16 protein-coding genes are annotated in these 23,542 nt (G+C 60.7%); 13 read left to right on the top strand and 3 right to left on the bottom strand.

From position 1 onward, the window contains the following. The first annotated feature begins 129 nt into the window (after positions 1-129). The 6 genes from C0V97_RS08385 (at position 130) to C0V97_RS08360 (ending at position 7,698) form a co-directional block, all read left to right on the top strand. Positions 130-1,689 carry an MFS transporter gene (locus C0V97_RS08385; protein ID WP_127102171.1) on the top strand — a complete coding sequence of 520 codons (1,560 nt, stop codon included), beginning with the start codon at positions 130-132 and terminating at the stop codon, positions 1,687-1,689. 3 nt (positions 1,690-1,692) lie between these two features. Continuing rightward, complete coding sequence (locus C0V97_RS08380; protein WP_127102170.1) at positions 1,693-2,787, top strand: HlyD family secretion protein; 1,095 nt, start codon at positions 1,693-1,695, stop codon at positions 2,785-2,787. Then, entirely contained in the window at positions 2,784-4,253 is a 1,470-nt protein-coding gene (locus C0V97_RS08375; RefSeq protein WP_127102169.1) for an efflux transporter outer membrane subunit, read from the top strand. The genes C0V97_RS08380 and C0V97_RS08375 overlap by 4 nt, the downstream gene beginning before the upstream one ends. Positions 4,254-4,592: 339 nt before the next feature. Continuing rightward, positions 4,593-5,126: a metal-dependent hydrolase gene (locus tag C0V97_RS08370; RefSeq protein ID WP_127102168.1), complete on the top strand. Its 534-nt coding sequence runs from the start codon at positions 4,593-4,595 to the stop codon at positions 5,124-5,126. Between the two features lie 179 nt (positions 5,127-5,305). Continuing rightward, the gene (purH, locus tag C0V97_RS08365) at positions 5,306-6,886 is read left to right on the top strand and encodes a bifunctional phosphoribosylaminoimidazolecarboxamide formyltransferase/IMP cyclohydrolase (protein WP_127102167.1); all 1,581 of its coding nucleotides are present in this window, start codon (positions 5,306-5,308) and stop codon (positions 6,884-6,886) included. A gap of 56 nt (positions 6,887-6,942) precedes the next feature. After that, positions 6,943-7,698: a hypothetical protein gene (locus C0V97_RS08360; protein WP_127102166.1), complete on the top strand. Its 756-nt coding sequence runs from the start codon at positions 6,943-6,945 to the stop codon at positions 7,696-7,698. 81 nt (positions 7,699-7,779) lie between these two features. Here the strand turns inward: C0V97_RS08360 and C0V97_RS08355 are convergent, their stop codons facing one another. Beyond that, positions 7,780-9,036: an AGE family epimerase/isomerase gene (locus C0V97_RS08355; protein WP_127102165.1), complete on the bottom strand. Its 1,257-nt coding sequence runs from the start codon at positions 9,034-9,036 to the stop codon at positions 7,780-7,782. A 217-nt stretch (positions 9,037-9,253) separates the two neighbouring features. On the opposite strand from C0V97_RS08355, the gene C0V97_RS08350 reads away from it, so the two are divergent. Then, on the top strand, positions 9,254-10,741 hold the full coding sequence (locus C0V97_RS08350) for a glycosyltransferase family 2 protein (RefSeq protein WP_158625385.1): 1,488 nt from the start codon (positions 9,254-9,256) through the stop codon (positions 10,739-10,741). Positions 10,742-10,980: 239 nt separating this feature from the next. Continuing rightward, positions 10,981-13,584: an ATP-dependent chaperone ClpB gene (clpB, locus tag C0V97_RS08345; protein WP_127102163.1), complete on the top strand. Its 2,604-nt coding sequence runs from the start codon at positions 10,981-10,983 to the stop codon at positions 13,582-13,584. A 143-nt stretch (positions 13,585-13,727) separates the two neighbouring features. Here clpB and C0V97_RS08340 read toward each other — a convergent pair whose 3' ends face one another. Next, the gene (locus C0V97_RS08340; protein WP_199751755.1) at positions 13,728-14,711 is read right to left on the bottom strand and encodes an SDR family oxidoreductase; all 984 of its coding nucleotides are present in this window, start codon (positions 14,709-14,711) and stop codon (positions 13,728-13,730) included. A 376-nt stretch (positions 14,712-15,087) separates the two neighbouring features. Here C0V97_RS08340 and gyrB point away from each other — a divergent pair, with 376 nt between their 5' ends. Together gyrB and C0V97_RS08330 are read left to right on the top strand one after the other, a co-directional pair. Further along, positions 15,088-17,541 (top strand): DNA topoisomerase (ATP-hydrolyzing) subunit B, encoded by a 2,454-nt coding sequence (gene gyrB / locus C0V97_RS08335; RefSeq protein ID WP_127102162.1) that lies wholly within the window; start codon positions 15,088-15,090, stop codon positions 17,539-17,541. Further along, positions 17,531-18,385, top strand: a complete 855-nt coding sequence (locus tag C0V97_RS08330) for a DUF3108 domain-containing protein (protein WP_158625384.1) — start codon at positions 17,531-17,533, stop codon at positions 18,383-18,385. The genes gyrB and C0V97_RS08330 overlap by 11 nt, the downstream gene beginning before the upstream one ends. A gap of 52 nt (positions 18,386-18,437) precedes the next feature. Here C0V97_RS08330 and C0V97_RS08325 read toward each other — a convergent pair whose 3' ends face one another. Further along, a complete protein-coding gene (locus tag C0V97_RS08325; protein WP_127102160.1) occupies positions 18,438-19,112 on the bottom strand; it encodes an HAD family hydrolase in 675 nt (224 codons plus the stop codon). A gap of 105 nt (positions 19,113-19,217) precedes the next feature. On the opposite strand from C0V97_RS08325, the gene glmU reads away from it, so the two are divergent. The 3 genes from glmU to thiO are packed head-to-tail and all read left to right on the top strand — an operon-like array spanning position 19,218 to position 23,411. Next, positions 19,218-20,585 carry a bifunctional UDP-N-acetylglucosamine diphosphorylase/glucosamine-1-phosphate N-acetyltransferase GlmU gene (gene glmU, locus C0V97_RS08320; protein WP_127102159.1) on the top strand — a complete coding sequence of 456 codons (1,368 nt, stop codon included), beginning with the start codon at positions 19,218-19,220 and terminating at the stop codon, positions 20,583-20,585. Next, positions 20,585-22,408, top strand: coding sequence for a glutamine--fructose-6-phosphate transaminase (isomerizing) (gene glmS, locus C0V97_RS08315; protein ID WP_127102158.1), 1,824 nt, complete (start codon positions 20,585-20,587; stop codon positions 22,406-22,408). The genes glmU and glmS overlap by 1 nt, the downstream gene beginning before the upstream one ends. A gap of 31 nt (positions 22,409-22,439) precedes the next feature. Then, a complete protein-coding gene (thiO, locus tag C0V97_RS08310; protein WP_127102157.1) occupies positions 22,440-23,411 on the top strand; it encodes a glycine oxidase ThiO in 972 nt (323 codons plus the stop codon). The last annotated feature ends 131 nt before the right edge of the window (positions 23,412-23,542 follow it).

The raw sequence follows: 23,542 nt of genomic DNA, 5'->3' as shown, positions 1-23,542 counted from the left end.
GTTCCTGCCCTATTTTTTATTTTAGATTTTATGTTCGCATCGATTGCCAAGGGTAATGGTTTCGCCCGATAGACGATCAATGCTGTGCAGTATCCCCCTGTTTCGTTTCTGTGGTCTGATGCTGCGTCCATGACGAAGCAGGGGCGCTCCTATTTCGGGTTGGCGGGCGTGATCGTGCTCGCGATGACGACCGAATTGAACGAGCAGGTCTCCTCACAGTCGCTCCCCGATATTCTGGGCGGACTCGGCCTGAGCCACGATCCCGGAACCTGGTTCAACAGCCTTTATCTTTCCGCCGAAGTCATGGGCATGGCGCTCGCACCATGGATGGCTCTGACGTTCGGCGTCCGGCGGTTTTCCATCATTGTCGCGATTGTTGCCAGCCTCTCGGCGGCCTGTATCCCGTTCAACCATCATCTCTCCCTTCTCTATGGTCTGCGGATCATCGAGGGGCTGGCAGGCGGGTTTGCGGTGCCGCTCCTTCTGCTCGTCGCGCTGCGCGTGCTGGCTCCGCCTGTGCGCCTTTACGGGCTCGCCGCCTATTCGCTCACCGCCACGTTTTTTCCGAATTTGAGCACGGCTCTGGCCGGGCTCTGGACCGATCTGGTCGATTGGCGCTTTGTTTTCTGGCAGGCGATACCCTTTGGCAGTCTCGCCATATCGCTGCTGTGGTACGGTGTACCGCCAGAAGATATGAAACTCGCCCGCATCCGTCACTTTGACTGGAAAGGCGCGCTGCTGATCCTGTTCGGCTTCGGCGCGCTTTCCACGATGCTTCAGCAGGGTGACCGGTTCGACTGGTTCAATTCCCCGGCCATCTGCGTGATGGCGCTGATAGCGGGTATCTGCCTGCCGCTTCTCGTCATCAATGAGTGGGACCAGCACACGCCTCTGTTCCGGTTCCAATTGCTGGGCAGACGCAATTTCGCCTATGGGGCCTCGACACTCCTGATTTTTCTGGTTGTATCATTGGCGTCATCCACCCTGCCTGCCACCTTCCTTCAGGAGGTGGCGGGATACCGCCCGGAGCAGATCTATCCGGTCACGCTCGAGATCGCCTGTATCCAGCTCATCATGCTTCCACTCATGGCTGTTGTGCTCAACAGCCGCAGTGTCGATAGTCGCGTGGTCAGCCTGCTTGGCATGTGCCTGATCTGTATGGCCTGCATCGGCGACAGCTTCCTGACCGTAGGCTGGAACCGCAACGAGTTCTACCTCTGGCAGATCTTCATGGGAGCGGGGGAGGCGATGATCGTCATGCCCCTACTGATGATGTCGACCAACACGCTGGTTCCCGCCGAAGGGCCATTCGCTGCGGCGATGGTCAATACCCCCCGCGCGGTTTCGCAGGCGATCGGGGTCTGGATGCTTCAATTGATCCACCGCTGGCGGGGCGGACTTCACTCGGACCGTATAACGGATCGTATCGGAATAGACCGGTTTCGCACATTTCAGGCCAATGCGATCCCCCTGCAGCGTCCGGCTCCCTTGCTGCCTGATGGGGCCCCGCGCAGTCCAGACGCTCTCGCAACGTTCAAATATCAGGTTGCGCATCAGACAACTGTGCTGGAACTATCGGACGCCTATCTGATCATAGCCGGAATCACCGTGTTTCTCATGGCCTGGGTTACCCTGCTTCCCCAGCGCACCTATCCGCCCCGCCTCATGTTCCTGAAGAAAAAAACCTGACCCATGGCCTCAGACGATCAGAAAAGCAGCCCGGCCAAATGGCCCTTTGTTGTCACAGGCCTCATCATTCTGGGCTTTTGTGCCATCATCCTCGCGATCATCTTCGTCCCGAACCGAAAGGTCTGGACGAATGATGCCTATGTGACGGCGCATTATGCCACGATTGCGCCACGTGTGCCGGGTCAGGTGATCGATGTCCTGGTCGATGACAATCAGAGCGTCCGGGCGGGGCAAGTGCTCGTGCGGCTCGATCCACGCGATTACGAGACGACACTCGAGAAAAGTCGGGCCCAGCTTGGGCATGATGAGGCGCTCGTGCTGGACACCGAGGCCGCTGTTGACCGTCAGCCGAGCATGATTGAGGAGAGCAAGGCCGAAGCTGCGCGCATCGAGGCGCAGCTTGTCTACGCGCGGCAGAATGCGCGGCGTTATCAGAACCTCGCCCAGACAGGGGCGGGCTCTACGCAGGAGCATCAGCTGACCGATGCGTCAATGCGCGAAATGGAGGCGAACCTGCGTAGCATGAAGGCGCGCGTCGCCGCAGCGGAAGCGGATATTCCTATCCTGAAGGCGCGCCACGAAGCCTCGATGCGCAAGCTGATCATCGATCGGGCGATTGTGCATCAGGACGAACTTAATCTCTCCTATACCGAGATCCGCGCGCCTTTCGATGGAATGGTGGGTGAAAAGACGGTCCAGGCGGGAAATTACGTCGCCCCAGGCGCGGCCATGATGGCCCTCGTGCCGATGAACCAGCTCTGGGTCATGGCCAATTACCGGGAGCTTGCGTTGCGTCACATGCGCCCGGGCCAGCATGCCCGCATCCATGTGGACGCTTACGACATGGATCTCGACGGTATCGTGGACAGCATCCCACCGGCATCAGGTGCGGCCTTTGCGCCGATTGCCCCCGAGAATGCGACCGGTAATTTTACGAAGATCGTGCAGCGTCTGCCTGTGAAGATCATCGTGACGCCCAATCAACCCTTGGCGAAATTGTTGCGCATGGGATTTTCGGTCGAAACGACGGTCGATACCGGCCTTGAGAACGTGGTGGACGAACAGCGCCACAGCCAGACCGGGATCACGGCGCGATGAGTTCTTCTGCGCGCCTGCTTATGCTGCTCGGGGCGAGTACGCTCCTGTCGGCGTGTACGTTGGGGCCTGATTTCAAACGCCCTGAGGTCATCTCTGCGGCGCGCTACGGCGAGGAACCTCAGGATCTGGCGGGCCGGACCTATGGCGGGCCGGTGGATATTGCCTGGTGGAAGCGATTCAACGATCCTGAGCTGAACCGGCTTATCGATCGTCTGGCGGTTCAGAACATCGATCTGCAACGCGGTATGCAGCGTATCGCGGAAGCCCGCTCGCAGACTCGTATCGCAGCTGCCCAGGGTTTGCCGAGCCTCAATTGGGCAGGCTCCTATACGCGGACGCATCAGAGTGAGACCGGATTTATCTCATTGGTGCAACCGCGAAACGGCGCGCCCAACGAGTATAATTTTTTCCAGAACACACTCGGGGCCTCCTGGGATCTCGATCTGTTCGGGCAGATCAGGCGGTCGGTTGAGGCGCAGCACGCGTCGCAGGAGGCCGCTATCGAGGCACGCCATGGCTTGGCCCTGAGCACGCTGGCAACCCTGGTAGACAGCTACATGCAGCTGAGAGGCGTACAGGACCAGATCGCCATCACGCAGCGGCATATGGCCGTTGCCGAACACGATGTAGCACTGGTTGAGTCGCGTTTTGGCAACGGCGCGGCGACGACGCTCGATCTGGCGCAGGCGCGTACGGAACAGGCGGGTACGGCGGCGGCATTGCCCGTTCTGCGCAATTCTGAGTCTGCCCTCATCAACGCCATCGGGATGCTGCTGGATGAGCCGCCCCGGAGCCTTGCCGTCGAGCTGGCTGCGCATGATGGCACCATGCCGGGGGTAATTCCGTCCGCTCCGGTGGGATTACCCTCCGCGCTGGCGCGCCGTCGCCCCGATATCCGGGAGGCTGAAGCCAAGCTCCATATGGCGACCGCCGGAGTAGGCGTTGCGATCGCAGCGTTCTATCCCGATATCACCCTGACAGGGCAGATGGGCACGCAGACCCTGTCAGCGGCGAATTTCTTTTCTCTTCCTTCGCGTCAGTTTGCGACGGGTCCGACATTATCGGTTCCTCTTTTCGAAGGGGGACGTCTGCGCGGTACGCTGGCCTTGCGCAAGGCTGAACAGAAGGATGCGGCGCTCGCTTTTCACCAGACCGTCACCACGGCCTGGAACGAAGTCGATAATGCGCTCACTGCTTACGCCCAGTCCCAGAAGCGCCTCGAGCAGACGCGGGTCGCCTGGGAAGAAAGTCGCAAGGCAGTCGGTATTGCACGGGAACAGTACCGCGAGGGTGCCGTGGACTTCCTCCAGGTTGATAACGCTGAGAGCGCCGCATTGGCGGCAGAGGCAACCTATTCGGCTAATCGTATCCAGATTGCGACGGCGTTCGTCTCTCTCTACCGCGCCTTGGGTGGAGGCTGGGAGTATCCTGCACTGATGGAACATAATTCCTCAAAATCAGGATGATGCGGCAGATATCTTATCTTGATGTCAAGATACACTGGAGCGACTGACCTCGGGCGTTTGCTCACAGATTTTATGAGATCTTTCGCGTAGTATACTGTTTTTGCAGTATTTTATATACCCTATGAGCGAATGCACCGTTCCGGTATCGAAGACCGTGCCCTGCCCGGAGATGAGGCAAGCGGCGAAGCCAATCGGTAGCCGAACGAGGCTTCGCCTGAGGATTTTCCGCTCCACCTCCTGGTGCATCGAATATCGCGCTCGGACTGGTTGCGGAGATGAAGACTATCGAATAGAATCATAGAGATGGACGAGAGAGTTCATGTGGTGTCATAAGGCAGCATGATTGGACGTTCCCATCTTGTTCTTGGTATCGCTTGCGGGCTGACCGCGGCAGCCGCAGGCTGGCTTCCGCTCTCATGGCCGGTAATGATTGCGACCGGTCTCGGCAGTCTGGCCCCCGATCTGGACACAGAGAGATCGATGCTCGGCTGCCGTATGGTGTGGCTGTCGCGGCCGCTGTCCCGCATGGTGGGGCACCGTACGGTCACCCATAGTCTCGCAGTACCCCTGGCGGCGGGCTGGGCACTCGAACACTCTCTTGGACCGGCGGGGCTTCAATCCGCCTGGGGTGGGTTCCTGATCGGCTATCTCAGCCATATTCTTGCGGACATGATGACAGGGGGATGCTGGGCGCTTTATCCGCTCTCTCGCAACAGACTGTCCCTCTGGCCTCACGCCAAGACCGGCAGTTTCAGGGAGTATGTGCTGCTCGTTGCCTGCCTCTTCTGCCTTGGCTGGATAAGTTATCGTTGCCTGCTTCATCACTGGCCGCCTGGAATGTTAAAATTCAGCCACATGCCTTTGATTGCCTAATCGGATGCAGGGGAATAAGAGCAGCAGCAAAATTCCGCTGTTGTGCGTTCGTGGCTGGCATCCCGGGCTACGATATCCGGGATCTCAGGTGCGGTCTCGGGTGCCGGTCCATGACGGGCAATGGCGGAGCCTCCGTCGCTGAATACCAGCGCTGAATGCCGGTTACTCTGGAGCCTGACATGACCTCTGCCGACCGCCTGCCCATTCGCAGGGCGCTTCTCTCTGTTTCCGACAAGACCGGGCTGATCGACCTCGGTCGCGCCCTGACGGCGCAGAATGTGCAGCTGCTCTCGACGGGCGGCTCTGCCAGGGCGCTCCGCGATGCGGGGCTGGCGGTTACGGATGTTTCGGATCATACGGGTTTTCCGGAAATTCTCGACGGACGCGTGAAGACCCTCGTCCCTCAGATCCATGGGGGGATTCTCGGGCGTCGCGATCTGGCCTCCCATCGTGAGCAGATGGAAGCCCATCAGATCGCCCCGATCGACCTGGTTTGCGTCAATCTCTACCCGTTTGCCGCGACGGTGGCCTCGGGAGCGGGTCCTGAGGACTGTATCGAGAACATTGATATCGGTGGGCCGGCCATGATCCGCGCTGCCGCCAAGAATCATGATCACGTCGTGATCCTGACCGAACCCGCGCAGTATCCCGCATTGATGGAGGCGCTCGAAAAGGGGGGCTCGACGCTGCAGGAGCGCACGGTATGGGCCGGCGCTGCCTACGCGCATACGGCATCCTATGACTCGATGATTGCGACCTGGTTCGCGAAGCAGCGCGGAGACATGCTGCCTGAGACCATGACGCTCACGGGTTCGCGTCGCGAGTTGCTGCGCTACGGCGAGAATCCTCATCAGGACGCTGCATTCTACGCCACGTCCGACAAGCGTTATGGACTGGCCACCGCAACCCAGATTCAGGGCAAGGCGCTCAGCTATAACAACCTGAACGACACGGACGCCGCCTTCGAGGCAGTTGCCGAATTCGACAAGCCGAGCGTCGTGATCGTCAAGCATGCCAACCCTTGCGGGGTTGCCAGCGCCGAAACTCTCGAGGCCGCCTGGAAAGCTGCGCTCAGATGCGATCCGGTTTCCGCATTTGGCGGGATCGTTGCGCTCAATCGCCCCCTTGATGAAGCCACTGCCGAACTCATCTCCACCATCTTCACCGAAGTGATCGTTGCGCCGGACGCCACGGACGGCGCAAAGGCAGTTCTCAGCCGCAAGAAGAACCTGCGTCTGTTGCTCACAGGCGGTCTGCCTTCGGCCACTGAAGCAGGCATGACGTTCAAATCGGTTGCAGGCGGTTTCCTGGCCCAGAGCCGGGATGCGGGGCAGGTGCAGGAGGCGGATCTCCGCGTCGTGACCAAGCGCGCGCCGAGCGAAGCCGAAATGGTCGATTTGCTCTTCGCGTTCCGTGTCGCCAAGCACGTGAAGTCCAATGCTGTGATCTATGCCAAGGACCGCGCGACCGTCGGAATCGGTGCTGGTCAGATGTCTCGCGTTGATTCTGCCCGTATCGCGGCTCGCAAGAGCCTCGATGCCGCTGAGGCGGCTGGTGAGAGCGTGGCGCTCACCCAAGGTTCTGTGGCGGCTTCAGACGCATTCTTTCCGTTTGCCGATGGGCTCGAGAGTGTCATCGCCGCTGGCGCCGTTGCGGTTATCCAGCCGGGTGGCTCCATCCGTGATCAGGAAGTGATCGACGCCGCCGATGCCGCCGGTATCGCGATGGTGTTCACTGGGATGCGGCATTTCCGCCATTAAGTGCCGTGCCCGGTAACCGCCGGGCTGATATCGAATCTGATGAGGGAGTTTACGCCATGCGCATGATGTCCAGAGGCTCGGGTCAGTCCTCTCGCCGTATGGCGACAGCGCTTTTCGCCCTGTGTATCTGGCATTCCGGCGCGGCCCTCGCCGCAGGTCCTATTAAGGCGACTCAGGTCGTGACGAGCGCCTCACCTGGGCAAGGCGCCTCGCAATGCGTGTTCGACCTTCGGGGGATGCAGCGATACTCCGGGAAGGTCGAACGTCTGCTCCCTGGCACACAGGGTGACGCGGTCGGGGCGATCCTGACCGATGGGACCGAGATTGAAATGCCTCCGGGCCTCGCCGCGCAGGATCATCATCTGCGCGCCGGTTCCAGCCTGACCGTGAGGGGGCTGATCGCTCCTGCCCTGCACCTGATCCGGGCTTTTGCTTTGAGCGACAAGCAGGATCTTTGTGCAGCCCCCATGCCGGAGCTGGTTACCTCGGCCCCTCCCGCGAGCGCGCAAGGGCGAATTGCGCGTCTGCTCCATGATGGTGACGGGGCGCTGAACGGGGCACTGCTCGATAGTGGAACGGTGCTGCGTGTACCCGCCTCGGGTGCACGGACACGATACCTGCAACCGGGAGCGCCAATCTACGCCGAGGGCTATGGGTACCAGACCGCTTACGGAAAGCTGGTTGTGGCCCGACGCCTTGGTCCGGATCGGCTTCAGGCCATCCATGTCTCTGACGAGCCGCTCATCCCGCGCGGCGCACCGCCCGGGTCTGTGGGCTATGATCAGATCCAGGGTCCGGGTGGCACGGAATAGGGAACGTGATTTTTGCGGCGTGACGTGACCGGCGCAGCCGTGGGAGCAGTGGCCTCGTCCGGGAAACGAGAGCCTTTACTGTCAGACGATATCTGATTCCCGCAGGGCGAGGGTCAGGCAGGGCGATAATGGCAGGATCGGTGCCACGGTGGCCTGAAATGCATGGTATAGATCCGCCTTGTCCGCGTATACGGCGCCGGAAACATGCCCGTCTGCATCGACCTCGTTACGCCAGCCGCCCTGGTCATGGTCGATCAACGTGTCGGCGATATAGTCCCAGACCTTGCGGTACCACATTTCGTAAGCCGGGCTGCCGGTGCGCTTGAGCAGGTTGACCGCAGCTGTGACGGTTTCCGCCTGCACCCAATGCGCGCGGTTGGTGACGTGAGGGCGGTGGTCCCAGTCGATCGTATAGATCATCCCCGGCTTTCCGTCCGGTCCCCAGCCGAGGCGCAACGCCGAATCGAGCAGTGCCCGCGCGTCATGAAGCATCCACCCGGGTGCGGTGCCGGTGCGGCGAAGAAGCGCTGCTTCGACTTTGAGTGTCAGATGCGCCCATTCCGAGAAATGGCCAGGCGTCATGCCATACGGGCGCAAAGGGTCCATCGGCTTGTCCTTGTTGTACTCGCGAAGAAGGGTCCACTGGCGGTCGAAATGCTCGGGCATGCAAAAATCGTTATTGCCCGCGATTTCATGCACGAAACGGTGGACGATGAGATGCGCGCGATCGAGCCATTTATCATCTCCCGTGATATCGGCGAGGGCCAGGCAGGCTTCGGTGGAATGCATGTTTGCGTTGGCGCCGCGATAATCTTCCTCATCGCTCCAGTCAGCAGCGAAACTCTCGCGCATGACCCCTTCTTCTTCCGACCAGTAGCGCCCCTCGAGTACGTCGGTCGCCAGAGAGAGGAGTCTTTCACCGCCCTCCACGCCGAGAAGCGTGGCCGAGGAGCCGGCAAGAGCTACGAAGGCATGCAGATAGGCCTGCTTGCGCGCTTCAGGATTGGCCGGGCTGGCATACCAGCCGCCATGCTCCTTGTCATGCAGCGGGCCGAGAAGGGCCCCTACGCCATGGCGGACCATGGGCAGGCATCCCGGGATACCCTGTAGCGCGGCCATGGCGAACGCGTGCACCATACGCGCCGTGAGAATACCATCCGGAACGCTGTCCGCAGGAAGCTTGCCGTCGCGACCCAGGGCTCCGAACCCTCCTTCCATGCGTGAGGCTGAGGCAAAACGCAGCAGCCGGCGCCCCTCGGCGGCGAGCCAGTGACGATGCGCGGCTCGGCGCACCCAACTCGTTTCTGGAAGCAGCATGGGAGAAAGCAGATCGGTCATCGAGGCAATCCTGTACCGTGAGCGTTTTGATGAACACGCGACCGGGGAGGGATGGTTGCCGTTTGACAAAGCACATATCGTGATCGGCCCGTGAAAACGGTTATTTGCCGTGACATGTCACAAGAATTCACTGTTGTCGTGGCGGGAGGGGATTTATTATCGCGTTCTGTCTGATAGACGCGCTGAACTCGTTCCGAGCAGGATGAACATAAGAGCCATGCCCCCGTTTTCGCCCAAGAAAAAACAATCCCAGGACCTCGCGAGTTTTGGCAAGCTTCCTCTTGCCGTCGCCCATAACAAGGGAATTTGGCCTCAGGCGCGCTATCAGCACGTGCTGGTGGCATGCGCGCGCTGGGAATCCGATTCCATCGCCGAATGGCTGAGCTATCATCGGTCGATCGGGTTCGATCACGTCTACCTCTACTGTAATGACGATGATCCCTCGGCGCTTTACGAGGCCGTGCTGCCGTTCATGATGGAGGGGCAGCCTTTCGTCACCTTCCATCATTATCGTTACACGGGCGAACAACTGCAGATGTATCGTCATTTCCTGCGTCATCACGTGCATGAGACGAAATGGCTCATGTTCCTCGACGTGGACGAATATGTCTGTCTGCCGGGCAGCAATGACATTCGTCAGGTCAGCGCACGCTTCGGCGGCGATCACGACGCGATCTATCTGAACTGGTGTGGCTACGGGCATTCCGGCCACGCTACCCGTCCGACCGACGGTGTGCTGCGCAATTACACGATGCGCGAGAGCGGAGCTTCTCCTTTCACCAAGATCCTGGCCAAGGCGGGGGCTGTTTCATATCGGCTCTCCTATGAGAACCAGCACGTCGCGATTCATCACGATCTGTTCGGACTGGGCGCTCCCTTGCGGGCCTGCAACATGCTCGGTGAGTCGATGGAGGGCTATTACGAGAATTTCCCCGAGAAAGCCTGGTCCTTCTTGAACGCTGAAAACCGCCGTGCCCGACTGGTAGAGGCCGGTTACATCGCGCATTTCAACATTCGCTCGGAAGAGGATTTCGATCGTCGGAACAGGCGTGGCTGTCTGGGCGATTTCGGAGCGCAAAAGCATTGGGGTGACAAGACCGCAGAGGAACGTGCGGCGTATCACGCCCATACCAACGAGGTTTCCGACAGCTATCTCAAGGACTATTGGGAATCCCTGATCGGCAAGGCACGCGCGGGCATCATCATCCCGTTGGCCGACTGGCCGTTACTGTCTCGCGGGAAGCGCGCGACGCAGAGTTCCACGCTTCACGAGGGCTCGCGTGACGAGGATGCTTGCCGCGCTGTCTCGGGGCGTCTCATGGGACGGCCTCAACATCACACGGCCCTCGAGGACAATCCCTGGTGGATGGTCGATCTGGGAGAGCTCTGCCATATCCATGAGATCATGATCTTCAATCGCCTCGATGGCGTGCTGGAGCGCTTGTCTTCCTTCCGGGTTGAGGTTTCTCACGATCGTTTCTTCTGGAGCACGATCATCGATCGTCAGGGCGGCCCGGTATTTGGCGGTCTCGATGGTACGCCTTTCATCTGGCGTGATGAGGCGGGTGTGCTCGGTCGCTTCGTCAGGGTGACGATCCCCGGTACCGGAGTCTATCTGCAGACCGATCAGATCGAGATCTTCGGGCGGCCATTCTCGATCGAGGAGTTCGAGGCACAGATCAAGGCGCTGCGGGAAGCTGTCTGAATTTGAGTCGCACAGCCTCCCGTCTTTTCGGATTGCAGAGAAATTGACTGCATGAGGGTGAGGCGGGAGACGCTCTGTTCTTCGCAGGCGTGGTCGCGCGTGCGAATTCGCAGTAAGCCGCTCTTGGCAATCAAAAAAAATCTCCCATCTTGAAGTTATGACACTGCTAGGATCGCCTAGATGGGGTTCTCGCTGTCGCAACTGGCCGCCTTCACGGGGCATAGGAGCATTGCCAAGACATGAATATTGAGAAATTCACCGAACGTAGCCGCGGTTTTCTTCAGGCCGCATCGACCATCGCCCTGCGCGACTACCATCAGCAATTGACGCCCGAGCATCTTCTCAAGGCGCTTCTGGACGACCCGGAAGGGGCCGCGTCTGCACTCATCCGCGCCGCCGGTGGAAATCCCGATAGTGTCCGCATGGCCAATGACGCCGCGCTGGCGCGTTTGCCCAAAGTCCAGGGCGGCGGCGCAGGCCAGCCTCAGGCGACGCCTGATCTTGTCCGCACCCTTGATACAGCCGAACAGGATGCCCAGCGCGCGGGCGACAGTTTCGTGGCGCAGGATCGCCTGCTCGTGGCGCTTGCCGCGAGCAAATCAGGTGCCGGACAGGCTCTGTCCGAGGGCAAGGCCGATGCCAAGGCCCTTGAGCGTGCAGTGGCCGAATTGCGCAAGGGCCGGGTCGTCGATAGTGCGAACGCCGAGGCAGGGTTCGACGCGCTCAAGAAATATGCGCGCGATGTCACTGCCGTTGCCCTGTCGGGTAAGCTCGATCCAGTGATCGGTCGCGATGAGGAGATTCGTCGCGCTATCCAGGTTCTGGCGCGCCGTACCAAGAACAATCCGGTCCTGATAGGCGAGCCCGGTGTGGGCAAGACGGCCATCGTGGAAGGCCTGGCGCTGCGTATCGTCAATGGCGACGTACCCGAAGCGTTGCGCAACAAGAAGCTGCTCTCGCTCGATATGGGTGCGCTGGTGGCCGGTGCGAAATATCGCGGCGAATTCGAGGAGCGGCTCAAGGCCGTTCTCAAGGAGATCGACAGTGCCGAGGGGCAGGTCATTCTGTTCATCGATGAGATGCATACGCTGGTAGGAGCCGGCCGCTCCGATGGCGCAATGGATGCCTCGAACCTGATCAAGCCGGAACTCGCTCGAGGCGTTCTGCACTGCATTGGTGCCACCACGCTGGACGAGTATCGCAAGTACATCGAAAAAGACGCGGCACTGGCCCGGCGCTTCCAGCCGGTTTTCGTCGGTGAACCCTCGGTTGCGGATACTATTTCCATCCTGCGTGGCATCAAGGAGAAATACGAACTCCATCACGGTGTCCGCATCACCGATGGTGCCCTCGTCGCTGCGGCGACGCTGTCCAATCGTTACATCACCGACCGCTTCCTGCCGGATAAGGCCATCGATCTGATGGATGAGGCCGCGAGCCGTCTGCGCATGCAGATTGACAGTAAGCCAGAGGCTCTGGACGAACTCGACCGACGCATCATTCAGCTCAAGATCGAGCGCGAGGCCATACGTAAGGAAGATGACAGCGCGAGCCGCGAGCGTCTGGTCAAGCTCGAGGTTGAGCTGGCCGACCTGCAGGAGCAGTCCGACACGCTGGGTGCGGCCTGGCATGCGGAGAAGGACCGTGTGAATGCGATCCAGAAGCTCAAGGAGCAGCTCGATCAGGCGCGCTCCGAAGTCGAAATCGCCCAGCGTAAGGGGGATCTCGGCAAGGCCTCCGAGCTGATGTATGCGACCATCCCGGGTCTCGAGCGTCAGATCGAAGAGGCCCAGCAGGAAGAGCAGAAGGACGCCGCTCAGGCGGGTCTGTTCAGCGAGGCGGTGACGGATCAGGGCATCGCCTCTGTCGTGTCGCGCTGGACTGGTGTTCCGGTGGACAGGATGCTTGAGGGCGAACGTGCCAAGCTTGTGCGCATGGAAGACGAACTGCGCGAGCGCGTAGTGGGTCAGGAACCTGCGCTCAAGGCCGTGTCCAACGCCGTGCGCCGTGCGCGCGCGGGTCTGCAGGACCCCAACCGTCCGATCGGCTCATTCCTCTTCCTCGGCCCTACCGGCGTGGGCAAGACAGAGCTGGCCAAGGCGCTGGCACAGTTCCTGTTCGATGACGATCGGGCCATGCTGCGTGTCGATATGAGCGAGTTCATGGAGAAGCATGCAGTCTCCCGTCTGGTCGGCGCGCCTCCGGGCTATGTCGGCTATGAAGAGGGCGGTGTGCTGACCGAGGCCGTGCGTCGCAGGCCCTATCAGGTCATCCTGTTCGACGAGGTCGAGAAGGCGCATGAAGATGTGTTTAATATCCTGCTGCAGGTGCTGGATGACGGGCGTCTGACGGACGGGCAGGGACGTGTTGTCGATTTCCGCAACACGATCATCATCCTGACCTCCAATCTTGGTTCGGATATTCTCGCCCAGCAGCCCGATGGAGAGAGCACGGCTCTGGTTCAGGCGCAGGTCATGGCGGTGGTGCGCAGCCATTTCAGACCGGAATTCCTGAACCGTCTCGACGAGATCGTGCTGTTCTCGCGTCTGCAACGGGCCGATATGAACCGTATCGTGTCGATCCAGCTCAAGAGGCTGCGTGAGCTGCTGGCCGATCGCAAGATCACGCTGGATCTCGACCAGGCGGCCGATGACTGGCTGGCTGAATCCGGCTACGATCCAGTCTATGGGGCGCGTCCGCTCAAGCGTGTGATCCAGCGCAGCCTGCAGAACACATTGGCCGGGCTCCTTCTGGACGGGACGATCTTCGATGGCCAGACCGTCCATGTCTCTGCCAATGACAAGGGACTGGTCATCAATGGTCAGCAGGCGGAGATCGACTGACCGGTCTGTTTCCACGCGGTGTCCCTCGAAACCGATAGGACATCATGCGTAACGAGGGGGTGCATCGCCTGGACGCGATGCACCCCTTTTTGAAACTCCTTCACGCGCAAACAGGCATGTCAGAGCTACCGCGGGACCCGCTGTCACCCCGGCATACCGGTGCCGCCGGTAATGCCGTAGATCTGCCCCGTGATGTAGCTGGCTTCGGTCGAAGCAAGGGTGACGTAGAGCGGCGCGATCTCCGCCGGTTGTCCCGGCCGTCCCATCGGCACGGTGGTGCCGTATTTCTCGACAGCTGACATGGGTTGGCCACCACAGACCTGAAGCGGTGTCCAGAAAGGACCCGGGGCGACGGCATTGATGCGAATCCCTTTGGGGAGAAGCTGCTTGGCGAGCGATTTCGTCAGATTGGCAATGCCTGCTTTCGTCAGGCTGTAATCGATGATGATCTCGGACGGGTTATAGGCATTGGAGGACGCCGTGTTCACGATGGCGCTTCCGGGCGGCATATGCGGAATGGCCGCCTTGATGATCCAGAACAACGCATAGAGATTGGTCTTGAGCGTCCAGTCGAATTCCTGGGTGCTGAGTTCGATAATACTGTCATGGTGATGCTGGCGTCCGGCACAATTGACCAGTGTATCCAGACCGCCCAGCGCCGTTGCGGCATCGTTGACCAGCTTCTGGCAGAATGCCTCCGAGCGAATATCACCCGGCAGGGCAACGGCCTTGCATCCTGCCTTGCGGATCAGGGCGATAACTTCCCTGGCATCCTCTTCTTCCTGCGGGAGGTAGTTGATGGCAACGTCCGCGCCTTCGCGGGCGAAGGCGATGGCAGCGGATCGGCCGAGCCCGGAATCCCCGCCCGTGATGAGCGCGCGCCGTCCTGCCATGCGACCACTGCCCTTGTAGCTGCTCTCGCCGCAATCGGGCTTGGGATGCATGCGCGATTGCAGCCCTGGCCATTCCTGAGGTTGAGAGGCAAACGGGGCGTGGGGATAGAGCTTTTGCGGATCGGCCAGAGGCGCCGCCCCCGCCTGTACCGATGCCCCCTGAGCAGATGCTGCCTGCGCGCGACTGGTCGCGGCCACGAGCCCGGCGAGCCCAAGCGTCGCGCCTTGCATCATGCCGCGTCTGCTGGGTGAGGTCGCTCGGGCATTGGCCCGGTCGGACGTTGGCGACGCATTCTCGGGGGGTAGAGCCGCAGAACGGGGGATAGAGGGATCGGACGGGTTGCTCATGGCGTCGGAACTCGCTTTTGACAAGAAGGAACCGTGCCGGTCGGCCGACACATTATGAGAAGCCGTCACGAGGCTTTGGGTTGCTATGCAAGGAGCGCTCGATGAAGACTCGGCCTCGTCACGTCGAAAGCTCGGTCCCTCGATTGCGACATTTCCGACAGGTGGGTTTCTTGGGTCCCCGGCCCGTATCCCAACGCCCTAGCCGTGGCTCGTCAGAGGGGCTATATTGATCGCTTGTTGCGAGTAGGAGCGTCACGCCAGCATGTCCGAACAGATCCGTCCGACCGAGTTGCCTGAGAACCTCGATGACGAAGCCGATTATGGCGCCTCATCCATCTCGGTTCTCAAGGGGCTCGATGCGGTACGCAAACGCCCCGGCATGTATATTGGCGACACGGACGATGGCTCGGGACTGCACCATATGGTCTTCGAGATCATCGACAACGCCGTGGACGAGGCGCAGGCAGGTCATGCAACACGCTGCATCCTGACGCTCAATGGCGACGGGTCGGTGAGCGTACGCGATAACGGCCGTGGCATCCCGACCGATATGCATGAGGAGGAGGGCGTAAGCGCGGCTGAAGTCGTGCTGACCAAGCTCCATGCCGGCGGCAAGTTTAACCAGAATTCCTACAAGGTTTCCGGTGGTCTGCATGGCGTTGGCGCGGCTGTGGTCAACGCGCTCTCGGAGTGGATGGAAGTCCGCATCTGGCGTAACAACACCGAGCATTTCATTCGCTTCCAGCATGGCGAGCGCGACGAGGCGCTGGCTGTTATCGGCGCGAGTGAAGAGCCGCGTGGCACGCTGGTCACATTCAAACCCAGCAAGCAGACGTTCACGAAAGTCGATTTCGATTTTGCCATTCTCGAACGCCGCATGCGCGAACTGGCGTTTCTGAATTCCGGCCTCGAGATCGTGCTTCGGGACGAGCGTCACGCCGAGAACAAGGAAGTGGTATTCTGCTATGAGGGGGGGCTCAGTGCCTTTGTGGAATATCTTGACGCGAGCAAGACCTCGATCGTCACCCCGCCCATCGTCGGTGCGATCGATCATGCCGAGAGTGGCATCCGCGTCGAGTTCGCGCTGACCTGGAATGACAGCTTCCATGAAACGATGCTGTGCTTCACCAATAACATCCCCCAGCGCGATGGCGGTACGCATCTGGCCGGGTTCCGCCAGGCCCTGACACGCGTTGTGGGCAAATACGCCGATACCGGATCGTCCAAGAACGCTGCTTCCCTCACGGGTGAAGACATGCGCGAAGGCATGACGGCGGTGCTGTCGGTGAAGGTGCCTGACCCCAAATTTTCGTCCCAGACCAAGGACAAGCTTGTTTCCTCCGAGGTGCAGCCTGTTGTGCATGTGACCGCAGCAGATGCCATCGGGCATTGGTTCGAAACCCATCCGCGTGAAGCCAAGGCCGTGATTGCCAAGGTGAATGAGGCGGCTGCGGCGCGTGACGCTGCCCGGCGCGCCCGCGAGCTTACCCGGCGCAAGGGCGTGCTCGATGTGTCCTCGCTGCCAGGCAAGCTGGCGGATTGTCAGGAGCGGGACGCGAGCAAGGCCGAATTGTTCATCGTCGAGGGTGACTCGGCAGGCGGTACGGCCAAGCAGGGGCGCGACCGTCGTTTCCAGGCTATCCTTCCCCTCAAGGGCAAGATCCTCAATGTCGAGCGTGCGCGTTTCGATCGTATGCTCGGCTCTGCTGAAGTCGGTACCCTGATCACGGCGCTCGGCACCGGCATCGGTCGTGGCGATGTGGAGCAGGGTGGTTTCTCGATCGAGAAACTGCGCTACCACAAGATCGTCATCATGACGGACGCCGATGTTGACGGATCCCATATCCGCACGCTGCTGCTCACCTTCTTCTTCCGTCAGATGCCGGAGCTGATCGAGAAGGGATATCTCTATATCGCCCAGCCGCCGCTTTACCGCGCCAAGCGCGGTAACGAGGAACGCTATCTGAAGGACGATGCGGCTCTGGAGCAGTATCTGCTCGACAAGGCGCTCACCAATGCCACGCTGACCTTGTCGAGTGGCGAGGTGATCGCGGGCGAGGCGTTGATGGAGCGTGTCAAGGCCATGGGGCAGGTGGCGAAGACCCTGACGGCGATGGCGAGCAAGATTCCGGTCTGGGTGCTGGAGCAGGCCTATGTGGCGCGCGCCCTGTCCCTCGGGCATGAGATTGCCCAGGAACGCGCGCCCATCCTGCAGGCGCGTCTCGATGCCGCCTCGCCGGTCAATGAGCGCGGCTGGATGGTAGGCCCGACTGAAGACGGAGGCCTGCGGCTGGCGCGCAGCGTACGCGGCGTAGGTGAAGTCTATACGCTCGATGCCGTGCTGCTGCGTTCGGCAGAGGCGCGCTGGCTAGCGGGAGAAGGCGGCCGCATCGCCGGAGATTTCGAGGGTGCGGCGAAATTGGCGCTCGACAGCCAGGCCGTGGAACTTGCGGGTCCGGCCATGGTTTTCGACCGGGTGGTGCAGCAGGGGCGCAAAGGCCTTGCCATCAACCGGTTCAAAGGCCTTGGCGAGATGAATAATGAGCAGCTCTGGGATACGACCCTCGACCCGGCAACCCGCATCCTGCTTCAGGTCAAGGTGGGCGATGTGGAAGATGCCGGGCAAGTCTTCTCGACCCTCATGGGCGATGTGGTGGAGCCGCGTCGCGACTTTATCGTCGGCAATGCCCAGAAGGTCGCCAATCTTGACGTTTGAGTGTCTGACGTCGCGCGGGGCGCTTTCGCTGGGTGCGGCGCTGTTAGCGCTTGGCGGGCAGGCTTGCGCTGCCGATCTGGGCAATGGGGCGGCGGCACACTCAGCTGCTTCTCCCGCAACCAATGTGGGTCAGACAACCGCCATTTATCGGGTCTATAATCATGGCCTGCATGTGGTTGATGCCACGGCGGATTATACCCTGACGGAATTGGGGTACGGTATCAGGACCACGCTTCATGCCGGTGGGTTCATGAGCCTGTTCCTGCGCATGGATATTCAGAGTACGGCGCAGGGTCATTTCGACCATGACTGGGTTCACCCGGTGGGTTACGAAAGCGCTGGCTATTCGCGCGGGCGCCACCGCAGTGTCGTGCTGCAATACGCTGATGATGCGCCGCACATCGTGACTCTCGACCCTAAGGAGAGCGATCGTGAGGATGTGCCACAGGCCGAGCTGTCCCATTCAATGGACACGCTGAGCGCCATGGCGCTTCTGCTCGAGAATGTGCGCCATACCGGCAGATGTGACGGCAATGCCCATGTGTTCGATGGGCTTCGCTTGAGCGCCATGACATCGCATGGCCCCTTCAAGGGGGAGGTCCCCGAGACCTTTGGGCAGAAATTCAAGGGCATCGCGCTCCGATGCGATTTTGTCGGGCAGCAGGAAGCGGGGTTCATCAAGGACTCATCGCATCTCGACGTGATGAAGGCTCCGCATCCCGGATCCGCCTGGTTTCAGGACATTCCGGGTGTCGGTCTGACGGCAGTCCGTATCGAGTTCGAGCATCCCAAGCTCGGCCAGATGACGGCGGTGCTGGATCATACCCCCGTCATCCAGCCCTGATGGCGGGACGTTTCAGACGGTGGGACGCGTTGTCCCGCCGTCGAACGTACCCCTATATCGGTCGTGAGAGATCGTAGATCAGACGGGGAAGTTCGGCCACACAACCTGCGATGGCGGTGGCATGGGCGCTCATGCTGCGATCGCCGTAGCCCCAGCTGGCGAAAAGGGCTGGCATCGGCACTGCCAGAGCGGCCGCGATATCGTTTTGGTGATCCCCGATCATGATGCCATGTGTGGGCTCGGCATTGATCATGCGCATGGTCTTGCGAATATGATCCGGATCGGGCTTGCGGACGGAGAAACTGTCTCCGCCCCCAATGGCGTCGATCAGCGCGGCGATGCCAAGCTTCTCCACAATCGCCTGAGCTGCCTTGAGCGGTTTGTTGGTGCAGATCACACAGGCAATGCCGCGCTCATGCAGCGTGGTCAGCATAGACACTGTGTCCGGAAAAAGCCGGGTCTTCTCGGCGGCGCGTGGCTCGTAGAGTTCCAGGAAACGTTTTGTTGCTTCGTCGCGGTCGATCTTGTCAGTATCGCCCCCATAGATCAGGAGCCGGTCAACCAGTTTGCGTGCCCCGTCACCGATCATCCCCCTCACTGTCTCAGCATTGGGCTGATGCAGATCATAGGCTTTGAGAAGCGCCGCACCGCTCTCGGCCAGGTCGGGCAGGCTGTCGATCAATGTTCCATCCAGATCGAAAACGGCGGTCTTGATTTCGGTGCTCACGGGCGAATGTCCTCACAAAGCGGGCGAATGCAATAATCAGCAATCCGAAGTGACAGAGCTGCGGTTTGACAGCTCTCTGTCGGGTTGGCTACGCCACGTAACGATATGACATCACTTTCCATTTCCGACGGCCAGCCCGTTCGCCATCACAAACCGACGACCGCCGTGATCCTTGCGGCGGGGCTCGGGACACGCATGCGCTCTAGCCTGCCTAAAGCTCTGCACCCGCTGGGTGGACGCCCCATGATCACGCATCTGATCGAGACGGCGAAATCCGTGTTCGACAGAATCGTGGTTGTGGTCGGGCCGGATATGGCAGCGCTCGAAAAGGCCGCGGCGCCCTGGCCCTGCATCGTGCAGAGCGAACGCCTCGGTACAGGTCATGCTGCCCGTATGGCGGAGGAGCTGTTTGGTGAGGGGGATGTCGCTATACTCTACGCCGATAATCCCCTGATCACCGAAGAAACCATGCGTGCCCTGCTGGCGACGCGACAGGAGAGCGGGGTTTCGCTCGCGTTGCTGGCGATGCGTCCACAGGATCCTGGCCGTTATGGCCGCATCATCGTTCGGAATGGATGCGTTCAGGAAATCATTGAGTGGAAAGATGCGAGCGAGGCGCAGCGCGCGATCGATCTGTGCAATGCCGGGGTGCTATGCGCAGGTGCGCAGGATCTGCGTCGGTGGCTCGCCGCATTGGGCAATGCAAACGCCCAGGGTGAGTATTACCTTACCGATGTCGTGGCCCAGGCCGCGCGTGAGGGCATCGTGCGCCACGCCGAAGCGCCTGCGGACGAGCTGGCCGGTATCAATTCGCGTGCCGAACTGGCCGCTGCAGAGGCGAGCCTGCAAAAGCGTCTTCGCGTGGCGGCACTCGAGGGTGGTGTGACTCTCGTTGCGCCCGATACGGTCTTCTTCTCTACTGATACGATCATCGAGCCTGATGTGGTGGTCGAGCCCAATGTTGTGTTTGGGCCCGGAGTGATTGTCCGACGAGAAGCGCGTATCCGGGCATTCAGCCATCTGGAGGGATGTGTCGTCGAGCGCGAGGCGATCATTGGCCCGTATGCGCGGCTGCGTCCTGAAACTGTCTGTGGCGTTGCCTCCCATGTCGGGAACTTCGTCGAACTCAAGGCAACGCTACTCGGCGACGGGGCCAAGGCCAATCATCTGACTTATCTCGGTGATTCGACCATCGGCGCCCGTACGAATGTCGGGGCAGGGACGATTACCTGCAATTATGATGGCGTTTTCAAGCACCGTACCGTCATTGGTGACGACGTCTTTGTGGGATCCGACTCGATCCTTGTTGCGCCTGTGACGATAGGCAGCGGGGCGCTTCTGGCGGCTGGCGGCGTCATTACCGAGGATGTGGAGCCCGGCGCTCTGGCTCTGGGTCGTTCGCGACAGATCAACAAGGCAGAGAGAGGGCGTAGCATTCGTGACGCCCTGCGTGCGAGGAAGGAACAAGGCTGATGTGCGGAATCTGCGGCGTCGTCGGACACAAGAATGCCACTCCGCTCATCGTCGAGGCGCTCAGGCGCCTCGAATATCGCGGATATGATTCTGCCGGGATTGCCAGCCTGGAGGACGGGCGCATCGCCCGTCGTCGTGCGGCGGGCAAGCTCGATAATCTGCAGGCTGTGCTGGATGTCCAGCCGCTGACCGGTATCACCGGGATTGGGCATACGCGCTGGGCGACACATGGCCTTCCCAATGAGACCAATGCTCACCCTCATGCGACCGATCGTGTGGCGATCGTGCATAACGGCATCATCGAGAATTACGAGGAACTGAAAGCGGAGATGGTGGCGATCGGTCGCCATTTCACCTCGGAAACCGACACTGAATGCGTTGCCCAGCTGGTCGATTTCTATCTCGATCAGGGGATGGCGCCGCGCGAGGCCGCCAGCAAGACCCTGGGCCGCCTTCAGGGCGCGTACGCGCTTGCAATGATTTTCACCGGCCATGAGGGGCTCCTGATCGGGGCGCGCCACGGCGCACCGCTCGCGGTGGGCTTTGGCGAAGGTGAGATGTTTCTCGGGTCAGATAGTCTCGCCCTTGCGCCACTGGCGCGACGCATTGCCTATCTGGATGACGGGGATTGGTGCGTTCTCCAGCCCGATAGTGTCGAGTTCTATGACGCATCCGGGCAGCGTGTGCAGCGTGCTGTCCAGACGATCGCACTGATCGCGGGAACGGTCGGCAAGGATGGCTATCGCCACTACATGGAAAAGGAGCTCCATGAACATCCGGTGGTAATCGGCCAGACATTGCAGCGCATCATCGACCCCGTGACGCGTGACATCGCCCTGCCTGAATTCCCGTTCGATATGGCGGAATTGCCGCGCGCCATCATCACGGCCTGTGGTTCTGCGTTCTACGCTGGCCTGGTTGCCCGCTACTGGCTCGAGGCGGAGGCGCGTCTGCCGGTCGATATCGATGTCGCTTCCGAGCTGCGTTATCGCAATCCGCCGCTCACGCCCAGAGGCATGGCGCTGATGATCTCGCAATCGGGGGAAACAGCCGATACGCTTGCTGCGTTGCGCAGCCTGCGTGAGCGCGAGCAGCACATCGTCTCCATCCTCAATGTCGAGGGAAGCACGATGGGCCGCGAGAGCGATGTTGTGCTCGGAATGGTCGCCGGCCCCGAGATTTCGGTTGCCAGTACCAAGGCCTTCACCGCTCAGCTCTCGGTTCTGGCCGTGCTGACCATCGCCATAGCCCGTGCGCGTGGCGTGATGTCAACCAAGCGCGAGGGCGACCTCCTGGCGCATCTGCTGGATCTGCCGTCGCGAGCGGCTGAGGTCTTCTCGAGGGTGAGCGATATCCAGGCCATGGCGGCAGCCGTGTCGGAAGCGCGCGACGTGCTCTATCTGGGCCGGGGTATCTGCTTCCCGGTTGCTCTGGAAGGCGCCCTCAAGCTCAAGGAGATCTCCTATATCCACGCCGAGGCTTATGCGGCGGGCGAGATGAAGCACGGACCGATCTCGCTGATCGACAAGGATGTGCCCATTGTCGTCATCGCGCCTTCGACCATTCTGTTCGACAAGACGCTGTCGAATATCCAGGAGGCAAAGGCGCGCGGCGGACGCATCATGGCCTTTACCGACCAGAAGGGGGCGGAAAGGCTGAGTGGTCTGGCCGAACATATGGTGATCCTGCCCGATGTCGATCCGTTCGTGGCCCCCATCCTCTACACGATTCCGGTCCAGATCCTGGCCTATGAAGTGGCCCTGCGTCGGGGCACCGATGTCGATCAGCCGCGCAATCTCGCCAAATCTGTGACCGTGGAGTAACCTGCCCCGAAACAGTCAGGGGGCCGTAAAAATGCCAGGATCGGGACCAGCGATACTCATCCAGGGGGCGGGCGTAGCTGGCCTCGTGACTGCCGTCACCCTTGCGGAAAAAGGGGCTCAGGTCACTTTGCATGAGGCCGGTCCGCGCATCGGAAGTGGGGCCTCGTGGTATGCTGGCGGCATGCTCGCGCCGTGGTGTGAGGCAGAATCTGCACCGGAAGAAGTCACACGTGACTCACTGGACTCTCTGCAATGGTGGGCTGATCACGTTCCGGGCGTGTTGCGCAATGGCAGCCTTGTCGTGGCGCCGCCACGCGATCAGGTCGAGCTTGCCCGTTTCGGGCGCAGGACAAGCCATTTCGAGACGATTGACGCGCCCAGGATTGCAGCGCTCGAACCCGATCTTGAGGGACGTTTTGATAAGGCGTTGTATTTTGCAGAAGAGGGGCATGTTGATCCACGTCTCGCTCTGGCGCGTCTGAAGGAGCGCCTCCTGACCCTTGGGGGGCATATCCGGCTCGATACCACCCGGATCGACGAGGATTTCGATTGGGTCATCGATTGCACCGGTATCGAGGCGCGTGAAGCGGAACCGAAATTACGCGGTGTTCGCGGTGAGATGATTCTGGTCCGCTGTCTCGAGATGCGTTTGCACCGTCCGGTGAGGATGCTGCATCCGCGCATCCCGATCTATATCGTGCCGCGCGAGCAGGGCATCTTCATGGCGGGGGCCACCATGGTCGAGAGCGATGACGACCGAGCCATCACCGTCAGGGCCATGAGCGAATTGCTGAACGCGCTCTACACGCTGCACCCGGCTTTCGCCGAAGCGGAGATCATCGAGGCGAATGCAGGCATACGACCGTCTTATCCTGATAATGTACCCCGTGTGCATTGTGACGGGCGTCGCATTACCGTCAATGGTATGTATCGCCATGGCTTTCTGCTGTCGCCTGCACGCGCAGCGGAGGTGGGTCGCATCATTTTCCCGGGAACGTCCTGATCCCGCTGCGGGACCGGTCGTCCTGATGTCATGAAACAGGCAGCGTACACCTGCCTTCCCGCCGCGCGTTGCGCACAGACGAATTTGGAGGAAACGCCTTGCAGATAATCGTGAATGACGAGACAAAGCGC

The sequence above is a fragment of the Asaia sp. W19 genome (assembly GCF_003994335.1).
Taxonomy (GTDB): domain Bacteria; phylum Pseudomonadota; class Alphaproteobacteria; order Acetobacterales; family Acetobacteraceae; genus Asaia.
Note: the sequence above shows the minus strand (reverse complement) of the source record. Positions and strands in the feature narration are given on the sequence as shown.